The sequence below is a fragment of the Aeromonas sp. Y318-3 genome, assembly GCF_027706185.1.
GTDB classification, from domain to species: domain Bacteria; phylum Pseudomonadota; class Gammaproteobacteria; order Enterobacterales; family Aeromonadaceae; genus Aeromonas; species Aeromonas veronii.
The window spans coordinates 380,585-395,006 of the sequence record NZ_JAPDCN010000001.1 but is presented as its reverse complement, the minus strand read 5'-3'; the positions used below and the strand labels follow the sequence as shown (position 1 = coordinate 395,006).

The following is a 14,422-nucleotide window of genomic DNA, read 5'->3' as shown; positions in this document are numbered from 1 at the left end:
AAATCCTCAACGGATGAGTCAACGGGCGCAATGCCCCGGCAAGGGCGCATCATAGCGGCTGGACGGGCAGGGCTCCAGCCGTCATGTGCGTCTTGAAACGACCGATGAGGGGGAGTGAGCACTCAAGGGGCTTCGCGCAGCGTCCGGTAGAGGGTGGTGCGGCTGATCCCCAGCTGGCGCGCGGCCTCGCTCACATTGCCGCCGCATGCCGCCAGGTTTGTTCACGCAAGCTGGTCGCCTCCCCCATCGGCAAGACGCCGGGCTCTGTGGCCACACTGGGCAGATGCAGGTGGGCGGGTTCTATCCAACCCAACCCCTCTGCCAGCACACAGGCCACTTCCAGTGCCTGCTTGAGCTGGCGCACGTTGCCGGGCAGCGGATGGGCCAGCAGCTGTCGCTCCGCATCGCGGGTCAGACGCAGACTCGGGTCCATCTCCGCCAACAGTCGCTGGATCAGCTCCAGACGCTCAGCGGCAGGCCAACGGCGCAGCGGCATCAGCTGCTGACGCCAGCCGCAGATCCGGTAATAGAGGTCTTCGCGAAATGCGCCACTCTGCACCATGGCCGCCAGATCCCGGTGGCTGGCACTGACCAGCCAGAAATCCACCGCCTCCGGCTTGTGACTGCCAACCGGCGTCACGCAGCGCTCCTGCAATACCCGCAGCAGTCGAGTTTGAGCCTGCAGCGGCAGTTCGCCAATTTCATCGAGCATCAGCATGCCGCCGTGGGCTGCGCGCAGATAACCCTGACTGCCCTGGCTGCGGGCACCGCTGAAGGCCCCGCCCACATAGCCAAACAGCTCGGCTTCCACCAGATCTGCTGGTAACGCGCCACAGTTGACGCACACCAGTGGCTGATCCCGCCGACTCGATGCTCGGTGTAGGGCCCGCACCAGATGCTCTTTACCGCTGCCGGTCTCCCCCTCGATAAGCAACGAAATGCCGCGCTCCAGCATCTTGAGCGGCACCTGCTGCGGAGGTAGCACCGAGCTTGAGTGACCCGGCAGGACGGCGCGGGAAGGTGTCGCGTCCGCTTCTGGCACCAGCCGCAAGCCACGCCCCTCGCGCAGCAGTTGCCTGCCATCGAAAGGGTGCAGGCCGAGCCAGAGTCGGCCTGCCCGGTTGGCGCCGAGCAGTTCCCCCTCCTCTCCCAGCAACAGGCGAGCGGACCAGAGGCTCTGGGGATCGAGATCCACCAGCCAGCCCGGCTGACGCGCCAGCAGTGCGTTTTCGAGGGTCATGGCCAGCAGCCGCAACGTGCCCAGCATATCGCCATCGTGATGGGCCGCATCGGTGGAGATATCGAGCACCCCCAGCAATTGCCCATCCGGCCCCAGCAACGGGCAAGCGCTGCAACTGAGGAAGCTGTGCTGGGCGAAGAAGTGCTGATTGCCGAGCACCTGCACTTCACTCTGCTCGGCCAGCGCGGTACCGATGGCGTTGGTGCCCTTGCTCGCCTCACCCCAGCGGGCGCCACTGCGCAAAAAGATACGCTCGGCATGGCGGGCGAACCCCTCATCACCACTGGCGGCCAGAATGGCCCCCTCACCGTCACACAACAACAGGCGACAAGGGCGACCCGCCAGTAACTGGGCAAACAGCGGCAGCACGAAGCGCTGGAAGCAGGCGATCAGCGCCCTGTGCTGCTCCTGACGGGCCGACAGCTCCCCCTGGGGCAGCAAGTCCAGATCGGCACTCTGCTGGCGGCTCAGCCCCTGATGCAGGCAACGCTGCCAGGAACGCTGGATCGGACCGGGACCGGGTTGAAGTGACTCACTCATCACGCCTCCTGTTCACAAACAGCACGACTGTCTCGGCCACTGTCCAGAAACGGTACAGTTTTATCGCAATAGCCGTGGTCATTGGTTAACCAAGATACGCTGCCACACACCATTTGATAACGTTTTTGTAACCTTTTGTCTGCTGGTCAGACCCTTTGGCACGCCCCTTGCGATATCAGCTGGCAACCGGTCTGTCAGCCAGTCCGGTCAGGATCACACACATAAAGGATGATGAGATGATTTATACCGCTCCCGGTCAGGCAGGTGCCCTGGTCAGCTTCAAGTCCCGTTACGACAACTTCATTGGCGGTGAGTGGGTGGCTCCTCGTGCCGGCCGCTACTTTGAAAACATCTCGCCGGTGGATGGCAAAGTATTCTGCGAGGTCGCCCGCTCCGACGCCGCCGATATCGAACTGGCGCTGGATGCCGCCCACAAGGCGTTCACCAGCTGGAGCAAGACCAGCGTCACCGAACGCAGCAACCTGCTGCTGCGCATCGCCGATCGCATCGAGCAGAACATCGAGCGGCTCGCCATCGCCGAAACCTGGGAGAACGGCAAAGCGGTGCGCGAAACCCTGGCGGCAGACCTGCCGCTGGTGGTGGATCACTTCCGCTACTTCGCAGGCTGTATTCGCTCTCAGGAGGGCTCGGCCGCCGAGCTGGATCAGAACACCGTCAGCTACCACTTCAAGGAGCCCATCGGCGTGGTCGGCCAGATCATCCCGTGGAACTTCCCGCTGCTGATGGCCGCTTGGAAGCTGGCCCCTGTGCTGGCGGCGGGTTGCTGCAGCGTGCTCAAGCCCGCCGAGCAGACCCCGGTCACCATCATGCTGATGATGGATCTCATCAAGGACATCCTGCCCCCCGGCGTAGTCAACGTGGTCAACGGCTTCGGCGCCGAGGCAGGTCAGGCGCTGGCCACCAGCAACCGGATCCAGAAACTGGCATTTACCGGTTCGACCGAAGTGGGCGCCCATATCCTGCGCTGCGCAGCCGACAAGCTGATCCCCTCCACCGTGGAGCTGGGGGGCAAGTCCCCCAATATCTACTTCGCCGACGTGATGCAGCACGAGAGCAGCTACATCGACAAGGCGGTAGAAGGGATGCTGATGACCTTCTTCAACCAGGGGGAAGTGTGTACCTGTCCCTCCCGCGCGCTGGTGCAGGCCAGCATCTATGACGACTTCATGGACAGGGTGCTGGCCCGTGCTCGCACCATCGTTCAGGGCAACCCCCTCGATACCGCCACTCAGGTGGGGGCGCAGGCGTCCCGCGAGCAGTTCGACAAGATCCTGGGCTACATGGAGATCGGCCGCGGCGAAGGGGCCAAGATGCTGATCGGCGGCGGCCCGGCCAAGGTGAGCGGACTGGAGGGGGGATTCTACATCCAGCCCACCATCTTCTCCGGTCAGAACAAGATGCGGGTGTTCCAGGAGGAGATCTTCGGGCCGGCACTCGGGGTCACCACCTTCAAGGACGAGGCGGATGCTCTGGCCATTGCCAACGACACCCAGTACGGGTTGGGGGCAGGCCTGTGGACCCGCGACAGCAATCTGGCCTGGCGCATGGGGCGTGGCATTCAGGCTGGCCGGGTCTGGGTCAACTGCTACCACGCCTACCCGGCACACGCCGCCTTTGGCGGTTACAAAAAGTCGGGGATCGGCCGTGAGACCCACAAGATGATGCTGGACCACTACCAGAACACCAAGAACCTGCTGGTAAGTCACGACATCAACCCGCTCGGCTTCTTCTAGCGCAAGCAGATGTCATCAGAAAGGGCGCCTGCGGGCGCCCTTCTTGTTTTGCTTCACCATATGACATGTCCGGCAATTTGTTATCGGGCTGACTGTAGGCGATAACGCTGGGGGGAGCAGCCCAGCTCCCGGTTGAACATGGCGATAAAGGCCGAGGTGGAGCCGTAACCGAGCCGCCAGCTGATCTCCTGAATGGGCATGTCGCCCTTGAGCCAGGCCAAGGCTTTGAGCAGCCGCAGCCGCGCCCGCCACTGACCGAAGCTCATCCCCAACTCCCGCAGACAGCGCCGCGCCAGGGTGCGCTCTGTGGCGTGCAGTTGTCCGGCCCACTGGGCCAGAGTACGGGGGTCGGCAGGATCGCTGTGCAACGCCGCCAGCATGGGAGCCAGCAGCTTGTCCTGACTCATCGGCAGGTAGCTCTCCTGACAACGGGTGCGCGCCAGTCGCTCCACCAGCAACTCGGCCTGACGCTGATCCCACTCATCCGCCATATGGCTCACCCGCCGTTCGCAAAAGTCGCTCAGCAGGGCGCGAATAAGTGGGGTGAGCAGCAGCAATCTGGGCTCTGGCGGCAGCTTGGTCGCCAGCTCGTGGCTGACGTAGATGGAGGTGTAGTCGAGGGTCTGCTCGTTGTAGGAGGTGTGCTCGAGATCCGCCGGCACCCAGATCAGGTAGTCGGCAGGGGCCACCAGTCGCTGATCCCCCAGCTCTATCTCCATGATCCCCAGGCTGATCATATTGAGCTGGCCCCAGGGGTGAGAGTGCAGCACGGTCGCGCTGTCGGCCAGCATCTGCTGGTAACTGAAAAAGAGCGGATTGGGAGCGGGCAGAACGACATCTACCGGCTGAAACTGGTGAGTGGCCATCAGCGCCCCTTGTCAGCGAGAAAGAGGAACAGGCGTGATGCAACGCCCTGTTGGCTCGATCTCCGGCACAGGTCAAAAGCAGCCATCAGTTGCGGGCAGACGCTGCCCGTGTGGGCCGGAATAAGGTACATCAGAAAGAGTTGTCTTTTCTGCTGGGTCATCTGTCTGTTTTACGCTACTTGATAATATAAAGACAAGGGTAGACTTGGCCCCCTGTTAATAAGGAGCCTCTGATGCGAATCTTTTCCCCTCTTCTCTTTCCGCTGATGGCTGTGCTGATCTGGGCTACCAATACCGTGGTATCCAAGGCGGCCGCCAGCGTGCTCGACCCCGCGGCAATCTCCTTCTATCGCTGGGTGATCGCCGCTCTGGCGCTGACCCCCTTCTGCCTGCCGCAGCTGTGGCGCCGCCGTAGCGAGGTTCGCCCCTGGCTCGGCAAGCTGCTGGTGCTGGCGGCGCTAGGTATGGTGCTCTACCAGTGTCTGGCCTATTACGCCGCCCACAGCACCTCGGCTACCAATATGGGGGTGATCGGCTCCCTGATTCCGCTGCTTACTCTGCTGCAAGGGGCGCTCTTCTTCGGCCTGCGTCCCGGCAAACAGGCACTGCTCGGCATGAGTCTCTCCCTGTTCGGGGTGCTCTGGCTGCTTGGCAAGGGCGAACCGCTTGCCCTGCTCCATAACGGCATCAACCCGGGGGATGGCATGATGCTGCTGGGCTCCGCCAGCTACGCCCTTTACGGCCTCTTGATCCGCCGCTGGCACCTGCCGTTTGGCCCCTGGCTCAACCTCTACATGCAGATCCTGCTGGCGGTGCTACTACTGGTGCCACTCGCTCTCAGCGCCGACTCGATGGCGGTGCCGGCCGAAGGGTGGGGACTGGTGCTCTTCGCCGGGCTCGCCTCCTCCCTGTTGGCGGCTTACTGCTGGATGCGCAGCCTCGCCTGCATGGGCGCCGAGCGCACCTCGGTCTTTATGAACCTGATGCCGCTCTGTACAGCGCTGATCGCAGTCGTCGGTCTGGGCGAGCCGATCCATGGCTACCACCTGCTGGGTGGCGGGCTGATCCTGGGCGGGGTGATGGCCTCCCAGCTGAAGGGGCGTGCGCCGGTAGCAGAACGGGAAGCCGCCTGAGAACCAACATCGTCCGGAAACAACAAGGGAGCCCATGGCTCCCTTGTTGTTTCTACAATGCACGCCAGTGAGCATCTCAACCGGCCCGGCGCCAGCGGTAGCGCCGCTCCGGCCGCCCCCGCTGACCATAGTTGAGATCCACATCCACCCGGTCTTCCGACTCCAGATACTCCAGATAGCGGCGCGCCGTGGTGCGGCTGAGGGAGAGTCGCAGCGCCACCGTGTCGGTGGAGAAGACGTTCTCCGGCTCGCCCGCCAGCAGATCCAGCACCTGACGCAGGGTGATGCTGTCGATCCCCTTGGGAGTGACACGCATCTCCTTGATCTGGGAGCGCCCCCCCTTGCCCAGCAGCTTGTCGAGATCTTCCTGCTCCAGCCGACCCCGCTCGCACAGACGGCTATGCAGTTGTAGGATCTCGTCCAGACTCTGCTGAATGCGAAACAGCCGCAATGGTTTGATGACGTAGTCATGAACCCCCAGATTGAGGGCCTGCTGGATGGTCTCCACATCCCGCGAGGCAGTCACCATGATGACGTAGGCTTCGCGGTTGTGGCTACGCAGGCGGCTCACCCACTCAAGGCCGGAGCCATCGGGCAGGGAGACATCCACCAGCAGCAGTTGGGGCACCACACCGGCCATCATGGCATCGGCCTGGGCCAGGGTGCCGGCCCGCCCCAGCAGGGAGAAACCGGGTGTCGCCGCCACCAGCTCTGACAAGATGGCACCGATCCGATCGTCATCTTCAATAACAAGCGTGATTATTGGGTCCATGGCTCACATTAATTGGTTTTTATTCAAGTAGATACCAAACAGGGTGGTCTGCTCGGCGGTTCGCCGCCATTCTATCACACCCTCGTGCCGACCCACTGTCTCCTTGACCAGGAACAGACCCACTCCGTGATCGCCGCTCTGGCGACTCACCCCGTAATCGAACAGGTGATCGGCCAGCTCCTCATCGACCCCCTCGCCGCTATCCTCCACCTCGATCACCAGTCGCCGCCCCACATCGCACAGAGAGAGCAGCACCCGCGGCGGCCGCTGCTGGCGATTGCGCCAGGCCGCCTGCAGGCCGTTGTCCAGCAGGTTGCCAATGAGGGTAATGAGATCGGCCGAGACCGAGGCCGGATACTCCGCCAGCGCCGAATCGGGATCGAGCTCCAGGGTCACCCCCAGCTCGCGAGCCCGGCTGAACTTACCGAGAATAAGCCCCGCCACCGGCTTGTTGTCGATCAGCCGCAGCAGCTCCTGCAGCATGGTCTGGCACGCTTCATTCTCCTGCTGGATCAGCTCCACCGCCTGATCCACATGGCCCAGTTGCAACAGGCCGGAGAGGCTGCTCAGCTTGTTGGCGAACTCGTGGCTCTGCATCCGCAGCATCTCGGCGTACTGGCGCAGGTGGGTCACCTGCACCCCCAGACTGGCGGCCACCTCCGGACGGCTGAAGATCAGCAACCGCCCCGGCGCCTTGCCCTGCACCGCCTGCCAGCGACCGACAAAGGACTCTCCCTGAATGGTGAAGCTCACCTCGCCCCCCTCCTGCTCCAGACAGGGGGCAAGGGGCGGCACCAGCTCCGCCAGCGACTGCCCCTGCAGGGCATGGCGCCCGGTAACCGGCAGCCGCAGCTGATAGCTGGCGGTGCTGTTGATCATGTTGATGTTGCCGCGGCTATCGAGGGCAATCACCCCTTCGGTGATGTGCTCCAGCACCAGATCCTGCAGGGTGAAACGGCGCACGATTGCCTCCGGCTCCAGATCGAGCAGGGTCTTGCGCAGCAGGTATTGCACCCAGAGCGCCAACAGCAGGCCACACCCCAGCACAGCAACGATGGCACTGATGAGCAGGGCTACCCGCTCCATATAGATGCCCTCCACCTGCTGCATCAGGTAGCCCACCACCACGGCACCCATGACGCGCCCATCACCGCCTACCACCGGGGAGAAGCAGCGGATCGCTGGCCCCATGGTGCCCCGGTCCTTGGAGCAGTAGCTGCGCCGCTCCTGCAGCGCGGGCCAGATATCCTCGCCGCGAAACTTCTGCCCCACCAGCTCGGGGTTGGGGTGGCTGAGGCGGCGACCATGCTCATCGGTCACCACCATATAGGTGGCATCGGTGCGGTTGCAGACCGCCTCCACATAGTCGCGCAGGGTAGGATCACTCCCCTGACGCAGAGCCTCGACCACCCGGGTATCCGCCGCCATGACCCGTGCCAGATCGCTCCCCTTATCCTGCAGATTGCTCTCCAACAGATGACGGATAAAGAGGGCCAGCAGGCTGCCCAGAATGAGGATCAGCAGCAGGGAGAGCCCAAGAGAGAGGGTGACCAACTGGTGGCGAAGTTTCATGCACATACCTTAAAACGTCAGGACGCTGCCCAATAGTGCGGATGCCACCAGGTCTGGTCAATCAAAGGAGCCGGATCGCCGACATAATCGGCCAATCCTTCCTCGCGGGCACAGAGCGCCACCGCTCTGGCGACGGCGCGAGCCACCTCTCCCACCTGTTCGATGGGGGGTAGCAGCCTACCCGCCACCAGCGGATAGGCGCCGACTGCCCGCACCGCGGCCAGCAACATGCCATCGCTGATGCGGCGCGCCTTGACGGCGCAGGCCCCGAGACCAATCCCCGGGAAGACATAGACGTTGTTGCACTGGGAGACTACCCGCCGCTCCGCCGTCACCGTTACCGGCGCAAAGGGGCTGCCGGTGGCCAGCAGGGCGCGGCCATCTGTGGCGGCCCACACCTGCTCGGGGGTAGCCTCGGCACTGCGGGTCGGGTTGGAGAGTGGCAGGATCACCGGCTGATCGCACACCTCCCCCATCGCCTGCAACACCTCGCCAGTAAAGAGGCCGCCCTGACCGCTCACGCCAATCAAGACCGCCGGGCGCACCTGACGGATGGTCTCCAGCAGCGAACTGTTCCCCTCCTCCACGGCGCGGGCAAACGGCTGTTGGGCGCGAGTCAAGTTGGGACGATCGGCGCAGACCACTCCGTCCTGATCAAACAGCCAGACGCCGTCGTGACTCCCCGCCAGCTGGGCCAGCATGGCGGCAATGCCGCAACCGGCAGAGCCCGCCCCGACGATCAGCACAGGAGCATCGCACAGGGCGGTACCCGCCTGCTGCAACCCGGCCAGCACGCAGGCGGAGGCGACTGCCGCCGTGCCCTGAATATCGTCGTTGAACATGCAGAGCTCATCCCGATAGCGGGTCAGCAGATTGGCGGCGTGCTTGCCGGCAAAGTCTTCAAACTGCAGCACCACCTGCGGCCAGCGCTTGCGAATGGCGGCCACCACCTTGTCCATGAAGTGGTAATAGCTCTCGCCGTCGATGCGCGGGGATTGCCAGCCGAGGTAGGAGTCATCCTCCAGCAGCTCGGGATTGTTGGTGCCCATATCGACACAGAGCGGCAGGGTGCGGGCCGGGTTGATGCCACCCGCGGCGGAGTAGAGCGCCAGCTTGCCGATACAGATCCCCATACCACCGATACCGAGATCACCGAGCCCCAGCACCCGCTCGCCGTCGGAGATGACGATCACATCCACCTCCTGCTCTACCGACTCGAGGATGTCGTCGAGATCGTCCCTGTCATGCCAGGAGAGATAGAGACCGTGACTGCGAAGATAGAGATCGCTGTGGCGCTGACACGCCCCTCCCACCACCGGGGTGTAGATGATCGGCAGCAACTCAGGCAGGTGGTGGCGCACCAGATCGTAGAACAGCACAGGGTTGTCCTCCTGCAGCTGGCGCAGCAGCAGATGCTGGTCAAACGGACTCTGCATGGCGCTGACCAATCGGTAGATCCGGCGCCGCTGCTGGGAGAGGGACTCCTCCTTATGCGGCATGCGGCCGCGCACGCCCTGACGCTTGCGCTCGGCATAGGGCAGGCTGGTGCCCATCATGATGTCGTTCATTTTGTTTGTTCCTCAATCCGGTATCAGGCGAGCAGGGAGATAAGGGCGGTGGCCAGGATCAGCATCACGGCGCCGCCAAGGCGAGAGGAGATCTGGGCAAAGGGCATCAACTTCATCCGCTGGGCCGCCGAGAGCACGGCTACGTCGCCGGTGCCGCCCATGTTGGCCATACAGAGCCCGCCGGTGATGGCCGCCTCGATGGGGTAGAAGCCGATCATCCGGCCCACCAGCGCCGCGCCGAGGGCGCCACCGATCACGGTGACCATGACCAGCACGAAGTAGCTGACGGAGAAGGCACTGATCAGCTCCGGAATACTGGTATAGGCGACGCCGATCCCCACCAGCAGGGAGGGAGTGAGGTTGCTCACCACAAACTGATACCAGTCGGCCGCCGCCTGCTCATAACGGCGCGGCAGCAGGCCGCTCACCTTGATAAAGGCGACCGCCAAAATCATCAGGGCGAAAGGGTGCATGGGAATAAAGTTGCCAAGCAGGGAGCCCAGCACAAACATGCTGGAGCTGATGAAAAGGCCCATGCCCAGACTCTGCAGGGTCGGCGCTTCGACCTGATCGTCAGCAATGCTCTGGCTATTTTCCTTGACCATCAGCTTGCCGTTGCCGGTCAGGGAGGGGTAACGGCGACCGAGGCGCGCCAGCAGGGAGCCCACCAGAATGGCCAGGGTATTGGCGATCACCACCGCCGGTACCATGCGTGACAATAGATCCGCACTGGACATCTGCATCGGGCCGGAGAGGATCTCCACCAGAGGCACCGCGCCAGCCCCCATGCCACCCCCCATGATCGGCAGGCCGATCAGCAGCACCGCATTCTTGAAGCCATACCCCATCAGGGAGCCGACCAGCCCCACGCTCAGCAGTGCCAGCGCTACGCCGCCAAGAATGACCGGCAGATAGCGCATGGCGGCATTTTTCAGCAAAGCGCCGCTCATGCCAAACACGGAGCCAGTCACCAGACTGGCGATAAAGAAGTTGAGAAAGCCTCCCTCCTTCATGAAGTTGGTGATGACCTGCCCCGCCTGCACCGGCAGCAGCTGGTATTCGAACAGGGCGGCGCCGCCAAAGATGGCGAGGATGGTGCCGCCCCCCAGATATTCACGGATCGGCATGATCCGCTCCCCCAGCTCGGTCAGCAGGGTGCCCAGCACGAACATCAGCGCCAGCGCACCGACCATGCCGAGCGGCAGCGAGCCGTTCCAGCCGGAAAAGAGAACACAGGTCGCCAACCCCAGAAATATAAAGAGCGGCATACCCGCAATTTGTTGGCCGCCCATAAAGGCGGCCTTTTCTTGTGTGGTTTGTAGGGGGGAGAGGTTTTTCATTGTTATGTACTCTGCGTGTGATTGTGGCCGCTACTTTATTGATCCCCCTCGCCCCTGTCGGTTAGCCAGATTGCAAAGCCATATAAAAACATTAAAAACTTAAACATCATGGTGTCGCCAACGCGTGCTGCACAATGGATATTTGGGTGATCAGCAGTAATAACGATGCGATGATCTCTCCCCCTTCGGGGAAATAACAGAGCCAGATGACAAGCTCTGCGACCATTTATCGCCACAGATCCTGTGAGTGATAATCAGCGGGCAATATCATCGCCATAACGCGAGTGCCACGGCATGCCACATTAGGGTTTGAGTCAGCATATAGGAAGCTCTCACGATGAAAAAGGGTGAGGAGAAAGATGCAAAAAGGGGAGATTGAAATAGTGATGAGTCAAGCCAGCGAATACCAGAGCACTGGCTTGAACTCACAAGGATCACACACGGTCAGGTCTATTCTGCCAACAGCAATGGAATATTGGCGGGGTCAAAATCATGACTGATATCGGTACTTCTGATTGCGCCTTCCCGATTCACGCCATGGTGTGACTCTGCACCATATTCTCCATCACTCAACAGCGCTTCAATTGCCAGATACACACATCCACTGTCATATCCATCCACAACCCGTTTCCCCCTTGTTTTATAACCCCATCAATATTAGCGGATAAAAAAAGAGCTGCTCACTGAAGCTGAAAATTTCATGAAAATAATCGCCGGATATCCTCCATTCACGGCGCAATATCCGAATCGGCAAGAGAGCCCCGAGTGGATCAGCCCCGAAAATAATATCAGGGGCTCGAATGCTGCCAACTCGCACCAGCGAAAGCTCCGACCAGAAACATGATCCACATCACACTATTTACTTAGCCTGCTAAACAAGTATGATGGTTAGCAGGCTAAGTAGATTGAGGATGAGAAGATGACGGATCTGGAAAGGTTGCGCGAGCTGTCGCTCGCCGAGCAGATAGCGCGGATGCACCGGCTATGGCGTACTGCCGCCGACCTGGAGCTGGCTCCCCTTGGCCTCACCCATCCCCGCTGGACCGCGCTGTGGAAACTCTCCCGCATGGGGAGCCATGTCAGCCAGAAGACCCTGGCCGAAGCCCTCGAGATAGAGCTCCCCTCCCTGATGCGCACCCTGGGCCAGCTGGAAGAGCAGGGTCTGATTGAGCGCCACTGCTGCAGTCAGGACAAGCGGGCCCGCATCGTCTGTGTGACCCCGGCTGGCCAGACCCTGCTCGATCAGATCGCCGACCGCATCATGAATATCCGCCGCGAGCTGCTGGGGGGTATCGACGAGCAGACCCTGCAGCTGTTTGAAGCCACGGTGCAGCGGATCTCGGCCAACGCCCTCAGCAAAATTGAACAACACCACGACCGACAAGCCGGAGGCGATACAAGCCCTCCCGAGACCGACACAGAGAGAGAATAAGATGACCCCGGATCAACAATTTACCCGCTGGATCAAATGGTCCATGGCTGGCTTTGCCACCTTGTTTGCCTATTTTCTGATAGCCGACCTGCTGATGCCCCTCACCCCTCAGGCGATGGCGACCCGGGTGGTCACCAAGCTGGCCCCCCAGGTGAGCGGCAAGGTGATCGAGGTCGCCGTTCACAACAACCAGCAGGTCAAGAAGGGGGATCTGCTGTTCAGGCTGGATCCGGCCCCTTTTGAACTGGCGGTGGAGCAGGCCCGCCTTGCGCTGGCGCAGGCAGAGCAGCAGAACAGTGAACTGGATGCGGCCCTGACCGCCGCCGTTGCCGAGATCAACGCCAAGGAGACCCTGGCCAGCCAGAAGTGGCGCGAGGCTGAGCGGATCGATGCGCTGTACCAACGTCACATGGTTTCGCTGCAACAAAAAGATGAGGCTGACAGCGCCCTGCGCAGCGCCCAGGCCAACCTGCGCGCCAGTCAGGCCAAATTGGCCCAGATCAAGGCCAGTCGTGGCGTAACCGGTGAGGATAATCTGTTGCTGCGCCAGGCCCGTAACAAGCTGGCGCAAGCGCAGCTGGCCCTCTCTTACAGCCGGGTCCACGCGGATCAGGATGGCACCATCACCAACTTGCAGCTCAAGCCGGGCAGTATCGCCAGCGCTGGCAGCCCGCTGCTGGCGCTGGTGTCGGAACAGGTGGACGTCATTGCCGATTTTCGGGAGAAGAGCCTGCGCCATGTTGGCGAGCAAACCCGCGCACTGGTCGCCTTCGATGGCGAGCCGGGTCAGCTCTATCCTGCTCGGGTAAGCAGTCTGGATGCCGGAGTGAGTGCCGGTCAATTTGATGCCAACGGACGACTGGCCGCACCGGTGGAGTCGGATCGCTGGGTACGGGATGCCCAGCGGATGCGGCTGCACCTCGAGCTGGAGCAGCTCCCCGACCATCTGCCAGCCGGGGCGCGGGCCACGGTACAACTGCTGCCGGACAATGCCCTGACCGCCATGCTGGCACGGGGCCAGATCCACCTGCTCAGCCTGCTCCATTATGTCTACTAACCACGCCACTCACCCGTCGGTCAATACCGCCGCAGCACACCCCGCCGGTGTTGCTGCCACCCACCTCTGGTATCGGCCCCTCACCGGCAACGAGCTGCGCCAGTGCCTGCGCATCGCCTTTGGCTGCACCACGGGCTTTCTGCTCTGCAAACTGTTTGGCTGGAATTACGGGGTCTTCTATACGGTTACACCGGTGCTGCTGCTGGGGATGGTGCCGGTGATGAATGGCCATGCCGCACGCCAGCTGATCGCGGCGGCGGTGGTCTGTGGGGTGGAGGTCGGGCTGCTGGGGGGGCTGTTTGGCAGCCATCCGGCGCTGATGACCCCTATCGCCTTTCTGCTGTTTCTCTACCGCTTCGCCGCCATGTCGCGGGGCAGCCTGTTTCTGTTCGGGGCCAACGGGGTGCTGAGCCTCAGCATCATGCTGCACTTTGCCAGCTATCCGCAGACCGACCTCAACGACCTGATCCTCAACAATATCTGGGCGAGCGTGCTGTCGGTGCTGATCGCCTACCTGATGACCATGCTGATCCCGGATGTGGAGGCCAGACCCAAGCCCGCCTCAGCCCCCAAGGCGCCGCACCGGATGCGCCATGAAGCCCTGCTGGGGGCCACAGTGGCTACTCTGTCGTTTCTGGTATTTCAGGTGTTTGACCTGCGCGACTCCATGTCTGCCCAGGCCACGACCCTGCTGGTGCTGTTCCCCATGCACTGGAACGGTGCGCTGAGTTATGCCCGCAAACGGGCGATGGGCACCTTGCTGGGTGTCACCTTCGGCCTGCTCGGCCAGCTGCTGCTCTATGACTGGTCAGGACAACTGCTGCTTGTCGCCCCGTTACTGTGGCTCGGCGCCATGCTGTTCAGCCATGCGCACGTCAAGGAGGCGGGCGGCTCCGGGGTCGGCTTTGGCGCCCTCACCACCCTCGGCATCCTGTTTGGCCAGTACCTCACCCCGGGCAACGATCTGGTGTTCAGCGCCCTCTACCGGGTGAGCAGCATCCTGTTTGCCATCGTGGTCACCCTGCTGGCCTGCTACCTCGTCCACCGGTTGCTCAACCGCTTCGAGGCGACCCGCTTCGGTTATTGATTTCCTGTTGTAAGCACTGTTGTCAGCCCATGGATGAGCTCTCTTTCGCCCCGTCGCCTGC

General features: G+C 62.2%; 11 protein-coding genes and 1 pseudogene. 5 read left to right on the top strand and 7 right to left on the bottom strand.

Going from position 1 to position 14,422, the window contains the following annotated elements:
* Positions 1-122: 122 nt before the first annotated feature.
* Positions 123-1,780 (bottom strand): annotated as a pseudogene (locus tag OKB77_RS01875) (sigma-54-dependent Fis family transcriptional regulator).
* A gap of 236 nt (positions 1,781-2,016) precedes the next feature.
* Between OKB77_RS01875 and exaC the strand changes: the two are divergent.
* Complete coding sequence (gene exaC, locus OKB77_RS01870; RefSeq protein WP_199415303.1) at positions 2,017-3,534, top strand: acetaldehyde dehydrogenase ExaC; 1,518 nt, start codon at positions 2,017-2,019, stop codon at positions 3,532-3,534.
* Between the two features lie 80 nt (positions 3,535-3,614).
* Here exaC and OKB77_RS01865 read toward each other — a convergent pair whose 3' ends face one another.
* Positions 3,615-4,400, bottom strand: a complete 786-nt coding sequence (locus tag OKB77_RS01865; RefSeq protein ID WP_265775667.1) for a helix-turn-helix transcriptional regulator — start codon at positions 4,398-4,400, stop codon at positions 3,615-3,617.
* A gap of 233 nt (positions 4,401-4,633) precedes the next feature.
* Here OKB77_RS01865 and OKB77_RS01860 point away from each other — a divergent pair, with 233 nt between their 5' ends.
* Positions 4,634-5,533 carry a DMT family transporter gene (locus OKB77_RS01860; RefSeq protein WP_270816846.1) on the top strand — a complete coding sequence of 300 codons (900 nt, stop codon included), beginning with the start codon at positions 4,634-4,636 and terminating at the stop codon, positions 5,531-5,533.
* Positions 5,534-5,609: 76 nt separating this feature from the next.
* On the opposite strand, the gene OKB77_RS01855 is transcribed toward OKB77_RS01860, so the two are convergent.
* From OKB77_RS01855 to OKB77_RS01835, 5 genes are all read right to left on the bottom strand, one after another.
* Complete coding sequence (locus tag OKB77_RS01855; RefSeq protein WP_005338420.1) at positions 5,610-6,305, bottom strand: response regulator; 696 nt, start codon at positions 6,303-6,305, stop codon at positions 5,610-5,612.
* A gap of 3 nt (positions 6,306-6,308) precedes the next feature.
* Complete coding sequence (locus tag OKB77_RS01850; RefSeq protein ID WP_184232585.1) at positions 6,309-7,877, bottom strand: ATP-binding protein; 1,569 nt, start codon at positions 7,875-7,877, stop codon at positions 6,309-6,311.
* Between the two features lie 17 nt (positions 7,878-7,894).
* Positions 7,895-9,445: an oxaloacetate-decarboxylating malate dehydrogenase gene (maeA, locus tag OKB77_RS01845; RefSeq protein ID WP_270816845.1), complete on the bottom strand. Its 1,551-nt coding sequence runs from the start codon at positions 9,443-9,445 to the stop codon at positions 7,895-7,897.
* Positions 9,446-9,468: 23 nt separating this feature from the next.
* Positions 9,469-10,785, bottom strand: coding sequence for a 2-hydroxycarboxylate transporter family protein (locus OKB77_RS01840; protein ID WP_159163108.1), 1,317 nt, complete (start codon positions 10,783-10,785; stop codon positions 9,469-9,471).
* A 450-nt stretch (positions 10,786-11,235) separates the two neighbouring features.
* Complete coding sequence (locus tag OKB77_RS01835) at positions 11,236-11,406, bottom strand: hypothetical protein (RefSeq protein WP_162838752.1); 171 nt, start codon at positions 11,404-11,406, stop codon at positions 11,236-11,238.
* A 298-nt stretch (positions 11,407-11,704) separates the two neighbouring features.
* On the opposite strand from OKB77_RS01835, the gene OKB77_RS01830 reads away from it, so the two are divergent.
* The 3 genes from OKB77_RS01830 to OKB77_RS01820 are packed head-to-tail and all read left to right on the top strand — an operon-like array spanning position 11,705 to position 14,361.
* Positions 11,705-12,217 carry a MarR family transcriptional regulator gene (locus OKB77_RS01830; RefSeq protein ID WP_064337040.1) on the top strand — a complete coding sequence of 171 codons (513 nt, stop codon included), beginning with the start codon at positions 11,705-11,707 and terminating at the stop codon, positions 12,215-12,217.
* Between the two features lies 1 nt (position 12,218).
* Positions 12,219-13,274 carry an HlyD family secretion protein gene (locus OKB77_RS01825; protein ID WP_043818894.1) on the top strand — a complete coding sequence of 352 codons (1,056 nt, stop codon included), beginning with the start codon at positions 12,219-12,221 and terminating at the stop codon, positions 13,272-13,274.
* Complete coding sequence (locus tag OKB77_RS01820; RefSeq protein WP_270816844.1) at positions 13,264-14,361, top strand: DUF2955 domain-containing protein; 1,098 nt, start codon at positions 13,264-13,266, stop codon at positions 14,359-14,361. Before OKB77_RS01825 ends, OKB77_RS01820 begins: the two co-directional genes overlap by 11 nt.
* The last annotated feature ends 61 nt before the right edge of the window (positions 14,362-14,422 follow it).

Bases quoted from the DNA above. Each gene is read 5' to 3' on its own strand.
- OKB77_RS01865 (WP_265775667.1), bottom strand. From the start codon at position 4,400: ATGGCCACTCACCAGTTTCAGCCGGTAGATGTCGTTCTGCCCGCTCCC.
- OKB77_RS01850 (WP_184232585.1), bottom strand. From the start codon at position 7,877: ATGAAACTTCGCCACCAGTTGGTCACCCTCTCTCTTGGGCTCTCCCTG.
- OKB77_RS01830 (WP_064337040.1), top strand. From the start codon at position 11,705: ATGACGGATCTGGAAAGGTTGCGCGAGCTGTCGCTCGCCGAGCAGATA.
- OKB77_RS01825 (WP_043818894.1), top strand. From the start codon at position 12,219: ATGACCCCGGATCAACAATTTACCCGCTGGATCAAATGGTCCATGGCT.
- OKB77_RS01820 (WP_270816844.1), top strand. From the start codon at position 13,264: ATGTCTACTAACCACGCCACTCACCCGTCGGTCAATACCGCCGCAGCA.
- exaC (WP_199415303.1), top strand. From the start codon at position 2,017: ATGATTTATACCGCTCCCGGTCAGGCAGGTGCCCTGGTCAGCTTCAAG.
- maeA (WP_270816845.1), bottom strand. From the start codon at position 9,445: ATGAACGACATCATGATGGGCACCAGCCTGCCCTATGCCGAGCGCAAG.
- OKB77_RS01840 (WP_159163108.1), bottom strand. From the start codon at position 10,785: ATGAAAAACCTCTCCCCCCTACAAACCACACAAGAAAAGGCCGCCTTT.
- OKB77_RS01855 (WP_005338420.1), bottom strand. From the start codon at position 6,305: ATGGACCCAATAATCACGCTTGTTATTGAAGATGACGATCGGATCGGT.
- OKB77_RS01860 (WP_270816846.1), top strand. From the start codon at position 4,634: ATGCGAATCTTTTCCCCTCTTCTCTTTCCGCTGATGGCTGTGCTGATC.